The organism is Aridibaculum aurantiacum (genome assembly GCF_017355875.1).
Classification (GTDB): Bacteria; Bacteroidota; Bacteroidia; order Chitinophagales; family Chitinophagaceae; genus Segetibacter; species Segetibacter aurantiacus.
The window spans coordinates 1,257,093-1,274,654 of the sequence record NZ_JAFEWC010000001.1 but is presented as its reverse complement, the minus strand read 5'-3'; the positions used below and the strand labels follow the sequence as shown (position 1 = coordinate 1,274,654).

At 43.0% G+C, this 17,562-nt stretch carries 14 protein-coding genes; 1 reads left to right on the top strand and 13 read right to left on the bottom strand.

Annotated elements, in window-relative coordinates:
- Positions 1-105: 105 nt before the first annotated feature.
- Entirely contained in the window at positions 106-1,218 is a 1,113-nt protein-coding gene (locus J4N22_RS05200; protein WP_207492636.1) for a sensor histidine kinase, read from the bottom strand.
- 374 nt (positions 1,219-1,592) lie between these two features.
- Entirely contained in the window at positions 1,593-3,191 is a 1,599-nt protein-coding gene (locus tag J4N22_RS05195; RefSeq protein ID WP_207492635.1) for a SulP family inorganic anion transporter, read from the bottom strand.
- A 541-nt stretch (positions 3,192-3,732) separates the two neighbouring features.
- Between J4N22_RS05195 and J4N22_RS05190 the strand changes: the two genes are divergently transcribed.
- A complete protein-coding gene (locus J4N22_RS05190; protein WP_207492634.1) occupies positions 3,733-4,959 on the top strand; it encodes a geranylgeranyl reductase family protein in 1,227 nt (408 codons plus the stop codon).
- Here the strand turns inward: J4N22_RS05190 and J4N22_RS05185 are convergent.
- From J4N22_RS05185 to J4N22_RS05135, 11 genes are all read right to left on the bottom strand, one after another.
- The gene (locus J4N22_RS05185; RefSeq protein ID WP_255551659.1) at positions 4,952-6,466 is read right to left on the bottom strand and encodes an alpha-amylase; all 1,515 of its coding nucleotides are present in this window, start codon (positions 6,464-6,466) and stop codon (positions 4,952-4,954) included. The genes J4N22_RS05190 and J4N22_RS05185 overlap by 8 nt on opposite strands.
- A 248-nt stretch (positions 6,467-6,714) precedes the next feature.
- Positions 6,715-7,608, bottom strand: coding sequence for a 4,5-DOPA-extradiol-dioxygenase (gene ygiD, locus J4N22_RS05180; protein ID WP_342450921.1), 894 nt, complete (start codon positions 7,606-7,608; stop codon positions 6,715-6,717).
- A gap of 19 nt (positions 7,609-7,627) precedes the next feature.
- Positions 7,628-8,155, bottom strand: coding sequence for a YceI family protein (locus J4N22_RS05175; protein WP_207492632.1), 528 nt, complete (start codon positions 8,153-8,155; stop codon positions 7,628-7,630).
- Between the two features lie 53 nt (positions 8,156-8,208).
- On the bottom strand, positions 8,209-8,781 hold the full coding sequence (locus J4N22_RS05170; RefSeq protein WP_207492631.1) for a YceI family protein: 573 nt from the start codon (positions 8,779-8,781) through the stop codon (positions 8,209-8,211).
- 50 nt (positions 8,782-8,831) lie between these two features.
- Positions 8,832-9,350 (bottom strand): NAD(P)-binding domain-containing protein, encoded by a 519-nt coding sequence (locus J4N22_RS05165; RefSeq protein WP_207492630.1) that lies wholly within the window; start codon positions 9,348-9,350, stop codon positions 8,832-8,834.
- Between the two features lie 111 nt (positions 9,351-9,461).
- A complete protein-coding gene (locus J4N22_RS05160) occupies positions 9,462-10,040 on the bottom strand; it encodes a Crp/Fnr family transcriptional regulator (RefSeq protein WP_207492629.1) in 579 nt (192 codons plus the stop codon).
- A gap of 51 nt (positions 10,041-10,091) precedes the next feature.
- Positions 10,092-10,673 carry a chemotaxis protein CheB gene (locus J4N22_RS05155; RefSeq protein WP_207492628.1) on the bottom strand — a complete coding sequence of 194 codons (582 nt, stop codon included), beginning with the start codon at positions 10,671-10,673 and terminating at the stop codon, positions 10,092-10,094.
- The gene (locus J4N22_RS05150; protein ID WP_207492627.1) at positions 10,655-11,464 is read right to left on the bottom strand and encodes a CheR family methyltransferase; all 810 of its coding nucleotides are present in this window, start codon (positions 11,462-11,464) and stop codon (positions 10,655-10,657) included. The genes J4N22_RS05155 and J4N22_RS05150 overlap by 19 nt, the downstream gene beginning before the upstream one ends.
- Before the next feature lie 13 nt (positions 11,465-11,477).
- The gene (locus J4N22_RS05145; protein WP_207492626.1) at positions 11,478-11,837 is read right to left on the bottom strand and encodes a response regulator; all 360 of its coding nucleotides are present in this window, start codon (positions 11,835-11,837) and stop codon (positions 11,478-11,480) included.
- 1 nt (position 11,838) lies between these two features.
- Complete coding sequence (locus J4N22_RS05140; protein WP_207492625.1) at positions 11,839-15,852, bottom strand: response regulator; 4,014 nt, start codon at positions 15,850-15,852, stop codon at positions 11,839-11,841.
- Between the two features lie 13 nt (positions 15,853-15,865).
- Complete coding sequence (locus J4N22_RS05135; protein WP_207492624.1) at positions 15,866-17,437, bottom strand: sensor histidine kinase; 1,572 nt, start codon at positions 17,435-17,437, stop codon at positions 15,866-15,868.
- Positions 17,438-17,562: the final 125 nt, after the last annotated feature.

Here is a 17,562-nt window from a genome sequence, read left to right as displayed (position 1 = left end):
TTGAGTCTGCACAGGAATACTCTAGAGCAAACACTAACCAAAAACCAGGAACTAGAAACCAGAAACCACATTCCGGAACCAGGAACCAGGAACCACAAAGTCTCTCTACACACTCCTGCTTTCCACCACTATCTCTTTTATTACCTCGTCCAGCTGTTCGGTTACTTTGCGAAGCGAAGCAATGTATTCTTCTCTAAATACATGGTTCTCTTCCTGTATAAGATTGGTAATACCAAGTATAGATGAAACAGGTTGACGTAGTTTATGAGATTGCCATTGAGCAATCTTTGATAGGCTATTGTACTGCTCCTGTATCTTTTCTTCCTGCAATTTTTGAGTATTGATATCACTGCCAACCAAAGCAAGACCTATAAGTTGATTTGCCTTATCAAATGCAGGTGAAATGCCCACCTTTAACCAAAGCTCTTCGCCAGTACCATTCATCAACAATCTTTCTACACTCACAGCCTCACCTTTTAAAATGGAAGGCGCTACACGCTGCAAGTCTATTACGGATTGTTCAGAAAGACAATCAATGAAAGACTCTCCTTGTACCGGCTCCTTCTTTCTATATTGCTTAAACAGTTCTTTGGCAGCCTTATTAATAGCAACTACTTTCAAATCTTCATCCAGTAACACCTGGTATTCATCAGCTGAATCAAAAAATGCCCTCAACATATTGTCTGAACGGTCTAAATCCTCTTTCTGCTTTTGAAGCTTCTCCAGGTTGTTTTCCAGTTGCTGCATCGATGCGCCCAGTTCAAGTCGCTGAATAGCCTGGCGTGCTAATATCTCTAAGCATTTTTCCTGGAAGGATGTTAGAGAACGTGGCTGGTTATCTATTACACAAAGGCTGCCTACGTTTGATCCTAGCGGCGACTGCAGCGGGAAGCCAGCATAAAATTGAATATTAGGATAGCCTGTTACAAGCGGATTTTTTGAAAACCGATCATCAGTGGTAGCATCATTTACTGTAAATAATTCGTTGCCTTCCACTGTATGGTTACAGAAGGCAACATGCCTTTCCGTTTCAGTTATATCAATACCTTTTCTTACTTTAAAATATTGCTTATCCTTATCGAGAAGAGTGATCAGGGCAACGGGCGTACCACAAATTTCTGATGCAAGAAGCAATATATCCTGCAGATCCTGGTCATGTGATTCCTTAAGTTCTAAGTACCTCTTGCTAATCTTTTCCCTATATTCTTCTTTTTCCAATATCCGCAGTTTTCAGCCGGCAAGTTAGCCAAATACCCCTGCAGGGCAGGTAGTTTCCAATTAATAAAACTTTTAAAAACAGCAGGATTTTAAATAAAAAATAATAACCAATTTGAATTGGGTAATATACTTATTGACAAATCATCTAAATCGGGAGAAATGGTATGTAATACACCTTTGGAGCAAGCAATCAATTAGCAGGTAATACGATTGTGGTTTTGCTCCATTTGCTTCTTCACTTTTAGTTGATACTTTCCTCCATAATTCTGCACCAGTTTTCAAAAACTCAATTGTATAAAGCTTGGCGCCTTACATGACACAGCCAGGCAGTTGATGATTGCCTGGCTGTTTTATTCTTTTACAAAATGAGGCTCTTATACTGCTAATTTCATTTTCCGCTTTTGTAAATGTTTATCCAGGTCTATAGTGGTGATCGTAATGTTTTTGTACTGTGCTGTACTTCTAAACTCTTGTATTATCTCCAGCACGTCATCATCAATATTTACACAACGACTGGCGTCAATGATAACTTCAGAGTTAGGTGACACGTGATCGAGTGTAAGCATGATACTTGCCTTGTTCAGGAAGGTCACTTCTTCAGACAATACAAGATTGATCTTCTCCCCTTCGTGATGATCTTTCCTGTCGAGGAAAAATGGTGTCTTATAATTGTCACGCAGTATCAGGAAGATAGCCACTGCACCACCTATCATGATACCTGTTATCAGGTTGGTAAGCATAACTGCAATGATAGTAGCAACAAATGGTATAAAATGACGCTTGCCAAGCCTGTACATCTCTTTAAAAAGCTTTACCGATGTCAGGCGATAACCAACTACAAAAAGTACCGCTGAGAGTGCAGGAAGCGGTATCATATTCAGCACACGTGGAATGCTGATAACACAAACCAACATGATAAGGCCATGCATAATGGTTGATAATTTAGTACGACCGCCTGCAGTTACATTGGCTGATGTTCTTACTATAACAGCTGTTACAGGAAGTCCACCAATCATTGATGAAATGATATTACCAATTCCCTGCGCTTTTAGTTCGCGGTTGGTTGATGTTTTACGCTTGTATGGATCAAGCTTGTCGCCTGCCTCTGTACTTAGCAGCGACTCAAGGCTGGCAATGAAAGTAATACTAAGTGCTACCTGGTAAACTTGCAGGTTAGACAACACACTAAAGTCTGGAAAGGTGAAGAAGGAAAAGAATTCATCAACACTGCCAGCCACTGGTAACTGCACTAAACTATTACCAGCAAGTGCTAATTCAGGATAAGATGATTTGAAGAATTGGTTGATGAATATGCTTACTGTAACAGCAACAAGCGCCGCCGGTACCAGTTTAAAAAATGCATGTTTTTTTAGTGATGGCTGATCCCAGATAAAAATGATGATCAGTGAGATAACCGTGATGATGGTAGCGCCAATGCTGATGTAGTTGGTGATGTTGGACACAGCACTTACAATATTCTCATATAAGCCACCTTCCATGCTACCAAACAAACGTTCGCCGGTATAGCCGAATGCATGCGGCAATTGATTGATGATAAGGATAAGACCAATAGAAGCAAGGATGCCTTTGATCATGCTGGACGGAAAGAAATAGGCAATGGTTCCTGCACGTAAATAACCAAGGATGATCTGGAAGATGCCTGCAATAACAGCTGCCGTAAGCACTGCTTCATATGAGCCCAACGTGGTAATAGCTGTTAAGAATACAAGAGCCACGCTGGCCGCAGGTCCACTCACATTAATATTGGCACCACTGAGCGAGCCAACTACTATACCACCTATGATACCAGCAATGATACCGGCAAACAACGGTGCTCCCGAAGCAAGTGAAATTCCGAGGCATAATGGAAGTGCTATGAGGAATACAACTACGCCGGCAGAGATATCAGACTTGGCGTGTGAGAAAAAACCTTTCTTATACGAATGAGGCGACATAGAATCATTTGTATTCATAACTACAATTTTTGAAAAAACAATGAATGGAATTATTTAGAACACGCTATTGAGCACTTGAATAAGTCAAGCAAAGAGAAGTTGTTGATCAGTCCATCAAGGTGGAGTAACTGCGGAATTTGTTCTAATTCTCATGGTGCGCAAAAGTAGCCCCACCTGCTGAAGTTTCCAAATCAGCAGGAAAGGCTGCGCAAATGTGGTTCATTGATCAGTGTGGTAAAGAAGCTACTGGTGGGCTTTCGATCATAAAGTTCCTTGGTGAAGTGGGTTATATAGCTATTAAAGAGTGGAGATGCTGACTTGCATAGTACAGCTGAGAAGCCGCTGCTATGGAATACTGCCGATGAACCGAGCGTGGCAACGATGTATCATATAAGAACTGCAGCTGGTAGCATAACTATTCATTGCGTAATGAACAAGCACATGATAGTACACCATCTCATTTTCTTCTTTGTACCAGTTGTGTGGCAAATGCTGTAGCAAAGGAGGTTGTACTTATCTTGCTGACTGATCAACAGCATTCACTTTTTAAAACCACTGCATGTCTCACAAAGTTTTTGATGTAATTATAGTAGGCGGCGGACCTTCAGGAGCTTCTTGCGCCATCAAACTGGCCGACGCGAACCTGAAAGTGGCCTTGTTAGAAAAAGCTCTTTTCCCTAGAGATAAAACTTGTGGAGATGCCTTGAGTGTTGATGTGGTGAACCAGGTAAAGATTCTATCGCCTGTGCTGGAGCAGCAGTTTGCAGAGATGAGCAACAAGATCGCGTCGTATGGCGTGAAGATCGTGGCGCCTAATCAAAAACATGTAGATATCCCTTTCATTCATAAAGGCAATAAAAGCTTTGGCTACATATCGCCAAGGCTCGATTTCGACAACCTGCTTTTTCAACACGCCAAGGCTTTACCTACCATTGATACTTTTGAAAATTGTACAGTAACTAAGGTTGCAACAAACTCAAGCGGCGTTACGGTTGACACCAATCTCGGCAGCTTTTCAGCAAAGCTTGTAATTGGTGCTGATGGCGCACATTCGGTTGTTCAAAAACACCTGGGAGATATACAGGTAGAAAAGGATCATTACTGTGCGGGGCTGCGGGTGTATTATGAAAATGTTGCGTCGTTTCATGAAGAGAATTTTATTGAGCTGCATTACTTTAATGAGATATTGCCTGGCTACCTGTGGGTGTTTCCATTAGCAGGCAATAAAGCCAATGTTGGTATTGGTGTGCTATCGTCGGTGGTATCAAAACACAAGCTGAACCTGAAAGATGTTTTGCAAAAGCTCATCAACAATCATCCGCATTTGAAAGAACGTTTCAAAGATGCGCGACCATTGGAAACAGTAAAAGGTTATGGACTGCCATTGGGTTCTAAAAAAAGAAATATTTCTGGCGAACGTTTTTTGCTTACTGGTGATGCTGCTGCATTAATTGATCCTTTTACAGGTGAAGGGATAGCCAATGCTATAAGAAGCGGAAGAGTGGCAGCTGATCATGCCATCAGATGTTTTGAGCAACAGCAATTTTCTGCTGCATTTAATAAAGCATACGATAAAGAGATCTACCGCCGCATGTGGGGCGAGCTTAAGATCAGTCGACTGCTGCAACAACTGGTGAGGTATCCTTGGGCTTTCAACTTCGCAGTGAAGAGAGCGCAGGAAAGCAAGTACATCCAGCAGTTTTTGATAGATGCGCTTTCCAATATTGAAAAGAAAAAGAAGATACTCTTTAAGCCAGGCTTTTACCTGAGCATGCTGTTCAGGTAACGATCTCGAGCATTGGCAACAATTCTTTTTGTACCCATACAGATACAGAACCACCTGCACAAGTAAATGTAGCTTCTCCTGATTCGTCTACAGTTATAGCTTCATGTACCTGTTCAAGCGCATCCACAAATTGCTTACCTGTATGGCGATGGCCAATGAACATTTTCTTACTGCCAGCCTCACCATTAGATAGTACTACAGCACAACCACTGTGTGCTACATCGTCCTCGCCTTCGCGTGTCCAGCCTATACAATTTGGATGATCGAAGTAACTGTGTTCGTTGCCATACGAAGCCTCTTTGCGCAGCTTACACAGCAGTGGCAGCGCATTGATCTTTGGCATTACAATGTGGTGTTCATTTCCATCCTGCCCTTTATCAGTATACTCAGCGCCATACAGGTCAGGGAAGAAAACACATGGATAACCTTTTTCGCGAAGCAGGATAAGTGCATAGGCTATAGGTGCAAACCATGGATCAACCGGTGCCTCCAATGCCTGCAGTGGTTGCGTATCGTGGTTGGCAACTAATGTAACAGCAAGGTGCGGGTGTGTAGCTACGAGTGTGTCATCAAAGATGGTTGAAAGATCATAATCGCTTCCGCTGCGCGATGCAGTGTGCAGCCTATGATGCAGCGCCGAGTCAAACAACGAGATCTTTCCTTCTGTAGCTTCTATATATGTTTCTAAAAGTTCGCGGTTTCCGGGTGCCCAATACTCTCCTACTGTGAACTTTTCTTTACCGGTTAACTCACGCATATACGCCAGCCATTCATTGTAAAACTTAGGCGAAATATGCTTTACCGCATCCAGCCGCATACCATCAAACTTTGTTGTTTCATAATACCACTTACCCCAGTGCTTCAGCTCTTCCATTACTGCAGGATTGCGAAATTCTATGTCGCAAAACATGAGGTAGTCAAAGTTTCCTTTCTCGTCTGTTATCAGTTCATCCCAATCGTGGCCATGGTCATTTAAGATGTTGTATATGCCTGTTTCACCAGTGCGATGATCATAATCTACACCTGAGAAACAGGTATGATCCCATTTGAAACTAGAGTACTTGTCTTTGCGCGATGGATAGGTAAACTTTGTAAAGGCTTCTATATCATAAGGCTCACTGATGGCTACCGTCCTGTTTTCAGGGTCTACCTTAAGCACTTTTATTACTTCTGTTTCATCGCCACCACCTAAGTGATTTAAAACGACATCAACATACACCTGTATATGATGCTCATGTAATGTTTCTATGGCAGCAAGGTATTCTTCGCGTGTGCCATATTTTGTTCTTACTGATTCTTTGCTGTCGAACTCACCCAGGTCGTACAAATCGTATACATCATATCCTATGGAATATTCACCTTCTGTACCCTTATAGGCTGGTGGCAGCCAAACGGAATTGATACCTATTGATGCCAGGTATGGAGCATCCTGTTTTACTTTCTTCCATAAACTTCCATCCTTTGGGTAATACCAATGGAAGTACTGCATCATCGTGCCGTTTTGCATAGTGTTGATTGTAAGCAGCTATATATAAAAATCATGCAAGGGGGAAGAAGGTGTCAGGCTTGAGGTATTAGGTATGAGAACAGGTGCGAGGTACGAGGTGGGAAGTACGGGAGGTCCGTGGTTAGAGGTCAGTGGTCAGTGATCAGTGGTTAGAGATTAGAAAATCAGACATCATCACATCAGACATCCGACATCACATCAGGCATCTCAAAATCCCCAAATCCAGAAATCCAGAAATCCCCAATCCCCTATCCCTCCACCATCTTCACCGAGGTCATAGTAATTGATCCGGCAACAGCTTTATCATTGAAAAAGGAAGGTTGATCTTTTTTATCCTGCAGTCCCAGAGTGTATAGCAATGGATAATAATGATCGGGAGTGGGTATGGCAAGTTCAGCTGCTTTGTGCAGGCTCTTATAATTTACCAGCGCCTGGTGATCACCTGCCATGATCTTTTGTTTGAAGATATCATTCATCTCAAGCGCCCAATCGAAGCCGAATTCTTTGTTGATATCATCAAAGCTTTTGATGCGCATGATACGCAGGTTGTGCACCATGTTGCCACTCGCAAGTATTAGCACACCTTTTTTGCGTAGTGCACGTAGTTCTTTAGCCAGCTCATAATGATACGATGCAGGCTTATGATAATCGATGCTGAACTGCAACGTAGGTATATTGGCTCCCGGATACATTTGGTGCACAATACTCCATGCGCCATGGTCCAGCCCCCAATCATGATCCATTCCTACATTGGTAGAAGTAACCAATGAAGCAATATCTTTTGCCAGCGCAGGATCGCCTGGAGCAGGATACTGCACTTCGAATAATTCTTTGCTAAAGCCCCCAAAGTCATGTATGGTCTTTGGCTGTGGCATAGCAGTTACATGTGTGCCTTTAGTAAGCCAGTGTGCAGAAATGATCAACACCGCCTGGGGTTGCGGTATCTCTTTAGCTATTGCCTTCCACCGCTGTGTAAACTCATTATCTTCTATTGCATTGGTAGGTGAGCCATGCCCAACGAAAAGGATGGGCATCGGCTTTTCCTGCAATTGCAATTCATCCGTAAATCGTTTTAAACTGCTTAGTGTAGACATCCCTGCAACTCCTGTTATGATAGTTTGAATAAACTGCTTACGTTTCACAAGCCACCTTTATCGAAAGTTATTTCACTACAGGCACAGACACATTCACTTTTACATCTTCGCCAACCATACCACCAGGTTTGCCGATCTTAAAATCAATGCGATTGATGGTAAACTCACCTTCAAATACACCACCAGTTGCTGTAGGTGAATATTTAAATGGCAGCGTAACCTCTTTGGTAATGCCATGAACATTCAGGTCGCCAATAGCCTGGAATGATGCGCCATTTTTTACTACCCTTTTTGATACAAAGCGCATGTAAGGAAACTTATCTGCTTCAAACCAATCTTCACCTTTTGCATGTTTATCCTGCAGTTCAAAGCTGGTCTTAATGCTGTTCACATCTATAGCTACATCAAATCTAGAAGCTTCCAGGTCCTGTGCATCAAAAGCAATATTTGCTTTAGATATTTTGAAGATACCGCTAACACCAAAGGTTGAGAACTTAATGCTGTGCTTGGTAGACACGCGCAAAGCCGGTGCAGTAAATGCAAAAGCAGTAGCAATCACCAGCAATACAGTTACATTTTTTATCATCTTTTTCATCATGGTATATTTTAAAAGAGAAAGGCTGGCTAAGCACCAGCCTTTCTACAAGATTATTTTACAAATTCACCATCTGCTTTAATGGTTACTTCGTCACTAAGAACAGCTGTAGGGAAACCAGTAGCAAGGTTGAAATCAGAACGCTTGATTTTACCTGTAACCTGGAAACCACTTGTAGCAGCCTGGCTCATTGGGTTGGTAGTTGTACCGCGATATAGAAGATCCAATGTTACCGGCTTAGTTACACCATGCAGTGTAAGATTACCTGTAACCTTGTACTTGTTCTTACCTGCAGGCTTGATACCGTTGCTTACAAAATTGAAAGTTGGATATTTAGCGGCATCAAAAAAGTCTTCTCCTTGCAGGTGCTTATCCCTCATTTCAATATCAGTATTGATAGAGGCAACATCACCAGTTAACTCAACCTGCGCATCGCTGAAGTCAGGCTTTGATGACTTGATAGTAGCATCAAAATTTTTGAAACTACCATTGATGTCGGAGATACCAAGGTGAGTGATAGAGAAACCAAGACGAGCGTGTCCTTTGTCTACTTTCCAGTTCTCTATTGCTTTAAAAGAAGAGAAAGTAACTACTGCTGCTGCTAAAAAAATGCTGATCTTTTTCATGTTGATCTTGTACGTGTTTATTGTTTGTATTAAAAGAAATAAGAGAAATATTATGAAGCGATATGTGCTGTTATCTTACATCCAACTTCGGTAAAAAGCGATGCTACCATTTCCACGGCTTCATCATCAGCGCCATCAATAGTGAGCGAAACACTTTGGTTGGAGGAAGCTCCAAAGTCAGTTGCAGGATATAGCTGTACAATCTTGCTAAAAGGGAATAAAGCATGAAGTTTACCTGCTACTTTACTATTATCCAATCCTTCTATGGATGTGCTAACAACTATCTTTTGGTTAGCATAAGCTTTTATATAATTAGCTACGGTTTCCAGTTCTTCAGAAGCAACAGCAGGTATGATGACATCAGCCTCCCAGCAAGCATTGGCAGAACAAGTGATAGCTTCTACTTCATAAGCTGGATGTTCCTGCAATAATTGCACAGCCAGTGCTTCTGAAGCAGCGATATCCTTATCAGACAACAGCACCCGGTGCCTGCCTGAAGCAAATAATTTTGCCAGTGCACTGCCGGTATTACCCAGGCCTACTATGGCTATTGTTTGCTGTGTTTGCATGTGCTGTTACTGCTTGTTTACAATGCAAACTTACCAGCACCTGCCGCCACCACCATTGATAATCGATAAGAAAAAGCATTGACAAATGTCAATGCAAGCATGAGGAAAAAATTACTTGCGTGTCATCTGCTTACGAGCCCTGCTAAGGGTTTCAGGGGTAAGACCGAGGTAGGATGCGATCATGTGCTGCGGAACACGTTGTACTATATCGGGGTAAGTAGATACCAGCTTTGTATACTTTTCTTCCGTAGTTAAACTGGCCATATAATTTATTCGCCGCTGTGCAGCTATGTATGCATTTTGCAGCAGCAGCCTGTTGTAACGTTCGTATTTAGGAATGCGCTCCATCAGTTCTTCCTGTGCATTGCGGCTAATGATGACCAATTCAGAATCTTCAATAGCATCTATATTTTGATTGGATGGTTCGCCGGTAAGCATGCTATACATATCGCTTATCCACCAGCCTTCTAAAGCAAATTGAATGATGTGTTCTGTGCCTTTATTGTCTATAGTATAAGAGCGGAGTGCACCTTTTTCTACAAATGCTACCGATTTACAAACGTCACCTTCCTGCAGCAGGTATTGCTTTCGGCGCAACTTCTTAGGAGTAAGATAAGTTATGAATAAAGCCTTCTCCTCTTCCGTCAGTTCTATCTTTTCCGCTATCCTGCTAAAAAACAATTCATACATACGCAGCAAAAATAACAAGATGTGGTGAGGATGGTGGAGGAATAGAACATCTTATTGTCCTATCCTATTGATGATATCTATGATCATAGTGGTAGTGGCTATATAATCTACCGTTACCTGCTGTATGGCCTGCTCGGGCATATAAGGCACCGCAGCCTCTGATGGATCTTGCACAATGGTAAGACCACCTGCTTTTTTTACCAGGCCAAGACCACTGGCACCATCGGCATTAGCGCCTGATAACAGCACACCTATCACTGCACCTCCATAGGCCTCTGAAGCAGTTTCAAAAGTGGCATCAATGGCAGGCCTGCTGAAATGGATCTTTTCAGAAAAATCAAGTGAGAACGTTCTATCCTTTTCCAACAGCAAGTGATAATCAGCAGGAGCTATATAAATATGACCTTGTTGTATTGCTTCTTTTTCCTCGGCTTCTTTTACAGGCCAGCTGGTTTTTGATGCAATGATATCTGTAAGAAAAGATTCACCCGGCTTCCTGTGCATGACAACTACTATTGCCAAAGCAAGATCGTTACGCAGGTGTGGCAGCACATTTATCAGCACCTCTAAGCTACCGGCTGATCCACCGATCACCAGCAATTGGTAGTTGTTTCTTATGCTGCTTTGCGCCATATTTTTTCTTTGTACAACTGGGTGTAACGCTTGGCTATAGTTGCGAAACGTAAAGTCTCTTTTGATCCTAAAGCAAGGAAACCCAACGGCTCCAGGCTTTGATCAAAAAGATGCAGTACCCTTTCCTGTAGCTCTTTATCAAAATAGATCATCACGTTGCGGCACATGATCAGTTGGAACTCATTGAATGAACGATCGGAAACGAGGTTGTGCGTAGAGAAGATCATTCTTTCAGAAAGCTCTTTAGAGAATTTTGCTCTTTCATATCGCGAAGAATAGTACGAGGAGAATTCTTTAGTGCCTCCTGCTGCTATATAATTTTCTGAATACTGCTTCATTTGGCTTAGCGGAAAGATGCCTTGTTTTGCCCTCTCCAGCACATCAGGATTTAGATCGGTAGCATATAACAATGAGCGCTGCAGCAGGTTTGCCTCCTGCAGCAGGATGGCCATAGAATACACTTCTTCGCCGGTGGAGCAGCCTGCATGCCATATACGAATGAATGGATAAGTAGCAAGGACAGGTAATACTTCTGTACGGAGAATACGATAGAAGGAAGGATCGCGAAACATTTCTGTTACATTCACCGTTACCTCCTCTACAAAACGGCGCAGGTATGCCTCATCTTTCAGTACACGATAGCGCAACTCAGCAAAACTTGGAAAGCCATCCAATGCAAACAAACGGTTGATCCGTCGCTTCAGCGAGGCCTGCGAATACTCGGTAAAATCGTAGCCATATTTATTAAGCAAGTCATTTAATAAAATTCCTACCTCCTCATCCTTGATCATCGTTTTACTTTTTCTATTGCACCAGGTTCAACAATACATCTACATCTATCGGTTTGGAAACATAACCATCGGCTCCTGCTGCCAAACATTTTTCGCGGTCACCCACCATGGCCTGCGCTGTTACAGCTATAATCTTGATAACACTTGAATGCTCCAGCTTTTTTATTTCACCAATGGCTTCGTAACCATCCATCTCAGGCATCATCATGTCTAACAGAACAACTTTGAACCCGGATTGTTCCTGTAAAATTTTAATGCCTTCCATTGCTGATGATGCTGACACCACAGGAAAACCTCGTGCCTTCAGTACCGCCTGCAGCGCAAAAATGTTCCGAGGATCATCATCTATGATGAGTAGTTTATCACCTTCCATGTCAAATACTTTTATCGTATAACCATACACGTAACAACGATGTCAGCTGGTCAATATCTACGGGTTTAGAAATGTAATCGGAAGCGCCGGCCTGTATGCATTTTTCCCTGTCGCCGGTCATTGCTTTAGCAGTTACAGCTATTATGGGTAAATGTTGAAATGCTTTCTGGGCACGTATCTTCCTCATGGCCTCGTAGCCATCCATTTCAGGCATCATTATATCCATCAGCACTACATTCATATCAGGATGTTCTTCCAGTCGTTTCAGCGCCTCGCGACCATCTACCGCAGTATACACTTCCATGTTGTGGATCTCCAATGCTTTTGTAAGGGAGAAGATATTCCTCACATCGTCATCTGTCACAAGTATCTTTTTACCTGCCAGCACCTCGTTCAATGCACCTAAGCGTTTGTATTTACCTGCGCCGCTATCATTCTTTGACTCTTCTACCAGGTGCAGGAACAGCGACACTTCATCAATGATACGCTGGTACGACTGCGCCGTCTTAAGCACTATAGAATCTGCATATTGCTTGATGCGCATTTCCTCTGGCTTTGATACGTTCCTGCCTGTGAAAATGATGATAGGCAAATTCTCAAGTCCAGGCGTCTTCTTCACCTGCTCCAGTGTTTGGTACGAAGCATGATCAGGCACACCCATATCAAGAATTACGCAATCCACTCCTTCGCGCTGCAGTACATCTACACCTTCATCTATACTGGCCGATATTTCAGTATTCACATTAAATGTTTCAAGGAAATATGCCAGTGCTTTTGCATGCTTTTTATTCTCCTCCAGTATCAGCACTTTCTTAGGATCCTTGGTCAGCACATGCTCAATTTTCTTGAACACATCCTGCATCTGCTCAAACGCAACAGGCTTGTTGATGAAATCAACTGCACCTTTCACCAGGCTCTCTTTTTTAGCCTCGAGCGAAGACATCATGTGCACCGGGATATGACGCGTGATTGGATTTGATTTCAATTCTTCCATCACTTCCCAACCATCTTTCACAGGCAATTGTATATCGAGCAAGATGCCCATTGGCTTGTACTTTTGCGCCAGCTCTATTCCTTCATCGCCCCTTACAGCTACCAGGGCTTTATAACCTTTCTGCCGCGTATATTCTACCAGCGCTTTCGCAAAAGCTGTATCATCTTCTATTATCAACAGCGTCTTCTCGCTTGGTGAAACATGCGCACGATCATCGGGTAAAGCCTCTGGAATTCTTTCCACCCTGAAGCCTTTCCTGAACACAGGTGCCTGTACTGAAGCTTGCTTCTCATCATCCTCAGACTCTGTTTCACCGAGTGCTGCCGCTGCCACTTTTTCTATTGGAATATAAATGGTGAATTCAGTTCCCTTACCCGGCTCACTTGCCAACTTAATTTCTCCGCCTAAGAGCCTTGTTAGTTCGCGGCTAATGGAAAGTCCAAGGCCGGTACCACCAAATTTTCTGCGTGTAGATCCATCGGCTTGCTGAAACGCTTCAAAGATGAGCGCATGCTTTTCTTTAGGAATACCAATCCCTGTGTCTTTTACCGAAAAGCAGATAAATGCATGGTTGTCTTTGAGGGTAGAAACAGAAAAGCTAACAGAGCCTTGGGTGGTAAACTTAAGCGCGTTTGATAACAGGTTTTTCAGCACCTGCTCCAGGCGCTGCTTGTCTGTTTCTATGGTAGAAGGTAGTTGTGGCTCTACATGGACATTGAAATCAAGCCCTTTTTCTTTGGCTAGCGGTGCAAACAAAGAACGTATATCCTGCACGATTTCCTGCACCAATACCGGCTGGTATTCCAGCTCCATTTTGCCGGCTTCTATTTTAGATAGATCAAGTATCTCATCTATCAGCGACAGCAATCCATTTCCGCTAGACTGTATCACCCTTGCATACTCTACCTGTTCTGCAGAAAGATTATGATCATTGTTCTCAGCCAGCAGGCGCGATAACAACAGCACCGAGTTTAGTGGCGTACGAAGCTCATGCGACATATTTGCCAGGAACTCCGATTTGTATTTTGAACTCAGCTCCAGCTCTTCTGCCTTCTGCTGTATCTCAATGTTTTTCTCAACGATTAATTGATTGCGTTCTTCCAATAGCCTTGATCTTTCCTCCAGCTCCTGGTTGGCCTGCAACAATTCCTCCTGCTGTACTTTTAGTTCCTCTTCCGATGCCTGCAGGCGCTCTGTATGCGTTTCCAATTCAGCATTGATGTTCTCCAGGTCCCTGTGCTGAGCCTGCAGCTCTTCAGCCTGCGACTGTACCTGCTCGAACAATTCCTGCAACCTGGCGCGGCTCTTTGCACCTTGTATGGCTAATGCTATGGCTGGTATTACTTGCTCTAGGAAAGCAATGGTTTTATCAGCTGTTTCTTGCAGGCAACCTATCTCAACAACAGCTTCCAATACATCGTTGTGCACCAGTGGTACCAGCAAAATATTGGTAGGCATAGCTTCACCTGTACCCGTTCTTATTTTGATAAAGTCAGTTGGAATATTCTTCAACTGCATCAGCTGCTTGTTTTGCGCAACCTGGCCAATGAGTGTTTCTCCATAACCAATTTGCGACGGGATAAAAGTGGTATCGGACACTGCATAAGCTGCTGCAAACTGCAGGTGCTTTTCATAGGCAGTATACATTAGCCCTACTTCTGCGCCTATAAAAGAAACCAGCGCATTCAGCACATCTGCAGAGAGTACCTGCACAGTCTTCTGCCCACGTATGGCATCATTGACCGCAGCAATACCTTCATGTACCCAAAGCTTTTGTTCATTCTCTTTGTGATACATCTGCAGGTCGTTCTTCATGTGCAATACAGCATTGCCGAGAATATCTTCGCTGCTGCGGGCAACCACCTCTACATCAAAATTGCCACTGCCTATAGCGTCGGCTGCCACTGCAAGCTTTTGATTATTCTTATCTATGTATACAATTGAATCAGCAAGGCTGGCAATAACATCACGCGACGCAACATCCAGTTGAATACCTGTAGCCCCGGTTGCTATTTTCTTTGCAGCGACATTCAGTTCATTCAATGTTTTAGTGATGGTAGTGATTGTATAAGACACAATACCTAAAACAGCAGCTATACTTAAAATAAGGAACAGGACGCTCCTGTCACGATTTGTCTTTTCAGTTTCATAAATATGCAGGATGCCATTGCTTACATTGTTCAACAGCTCACGTTGTAAATGTTTTAATTGGTCTACTGCCTTTGCTGATGTTGTCCACCATTTTTCTGCATCCCACGTCGTATCGAGCCGCTGGTTCTGGATACCGTTTTCTATATAAGCACTAATAGCAGCAGGCTCTCCTGTAGATAACAATTTTGTTAGTGCAGCATTGGCTGCCGGTGATCCTTTATCCTGTATCTCGCGGATGTAACTATTATAGATCAGGTAAATAGATCTCACCTGGTCAATAATAGCAGGATCCTGGTATTTTGTATACAATGAATAATAAATAGAAGCCCGAACGATACCCAGGTAAGTGATCATTTCCATCATCAACTTCTGGCTCATCAGGTCTGCATTCACCGGATTTAGATAGGTGATGTTTCCGCCGGTAATTATGTTGAGTGTGTTGACCCTGAAAATGGTGTTGGTATAGTAGGTCATAACACCATTGGGGGTAATGGAGGTGTCATCTATAGCTGCGCGTATTTGCTGAAGGCTATCAAGAAAAGTATACTTAGGTGATGACGACACCCATTCGAACTGTACCATTTTCTGAATAGCCTCATCCGTTTTCTTGCGTTCCATCAACATTTCCGTACGCCATGAACGAGAGATGGAATAGCCAAAGCTAAGGCGACGTTCAACCTGCAGTACATCTACCACATTACTTATGGCTGCTGATTGTTCTATACGTTCAATATAGTTGTTGAGGATCTCGAGCCGCTCCGATTTTTCCTTGTAGATCTGGATGGCGAAAAATACCAATAGCAGTATCGGGAATATAGCTATCAGCATCAATTTTCCTGTCAGGGAAATTCGTTTGAACATCTTATTCATCTGGATATGGGGGTTACAGTGAAGCAGCAGTATACTGCCTTTCTTCAAGTGTTTTATGAAGCTGGTCTTGTTTTACAGGAACGATAATATAGAAGGTAGAACCTTCACCAGGTTGACTGGTGGCTGCTATAAATCCATTGTGCCTGTCTACAATTTTTTTAGCTATTGCCAAGCCTATGCCTGTGCCTTCGTAATCGGTACGGGTGTGAAGGCGCTGGAAAATATGGAAGATCTTGGCGACATATTTTTCCTGGAAGCCAATGCCATTGTCGGAGATAGAGAGCCTGCAATAATTTCCATTGGCTACTGCCGGGCTGTCTATTGACGGATGATTTACCAACTCTGCGCGTATATCAACCTGCGGCGGCACATCGGCACGAGAGAACTTAAGCGCATTGCTGATAATGTTCTGGAACAACTGGCGCATCAGTGCAGGAACGACCTCTAATATTGGCAACTTACTTACGTGTATGGTTGCCTGCTTTTCCTCTATCACCAGTTCCAGGTCATCAAGTATTCCATCGATTATTTCATTGAGATCGGCATCGCGAAAAATATCAGGTGCTGATAGCCGTGCGAAAGAAAGAAGATCAGTGATCACTGTGTTCATACGCTCCGACGACAGCAATACTTTTTCAAGATAATTAGCTATTGCACCTTCAGGCTTGCCTTTGTCTTTTATAAAATTAGCGAACACCTGTATCTTCCTCAGTGGCTCTTTAAGATCGTGTGATGCTACAGAAGCAAACTGTTGCAGGTCGTGGTTGCTGATCTCCAATTCGCGGTTGATCTCCAGTAGTTCTTTGGTACGTTCGGCTACTTTCTTTTCGAGTGTTTCGTTCAGCATTTTCTGGTCATGAATGCTGCTGATGGTTCCTACCCAACGCGCAATGACACCATCAATGACCACGGGTGTTGCTTTCAGCAAATGATGATAAAATTTTTCATCATCCAGCCTCCGGATGCATACCTCAGTTTCTACCGGCTCACCATTTTCAATTGCTTGCAGCCATTGCTCTTGTAAAGGAGCAGACTGCGGATGACCTTCAGGAAAAGCATTTGTTGCATTTGAGTATTGCAGCCACTGTTTATTTACAGATGTTATCTTACCTGACCTGTCTGCTGTAAAAGCCATATTGGGCAAAGCTTCCAGCGTTTGGTGCAACTCTTTTACATTGGCGGTAAGGGCTTTTTCTGCTTCTTTCAGTGCATTCGTCTTCTCGTACAGGCGGTAGAAATTACGCACCTTCAAAATGAGGATCTCAGGATCAACAGGCTTTGTCAGGTATTCCAGTGCTCCTGATTCAAAACCTTTGGTGATGAATTTTTTATCCTTATTTACTGCGGATAAAAAGATGATCGGGATGTCTTTCGTCTTATTGAAACCAGTGATCGCTTCAGCCACTTCATATCCATCCATCACAGGCATTTGCACGTCAAGAATGATGAGTGCGTACTCGTTCTTCAGTACCTTCTTCAGCGCATCTTCACCTGACAACGCGGTATCGGTACTGAACCCATGTTGCTCAAGCACCGTTCGCAGCGAAAACACATTCTCTTGCTTGTCGTCTACAATTAAGATCATTCTTGAGATATATTTTTCAGAAGGTTTAGATACAGGTTTAAGGGCTGATTAAAAATCGAAAATAAGGATTAAAAAGTTTTAAGCATAGCAGAGGCTAATGGGGCGCAGTTAAGGAAGGTTGAAAC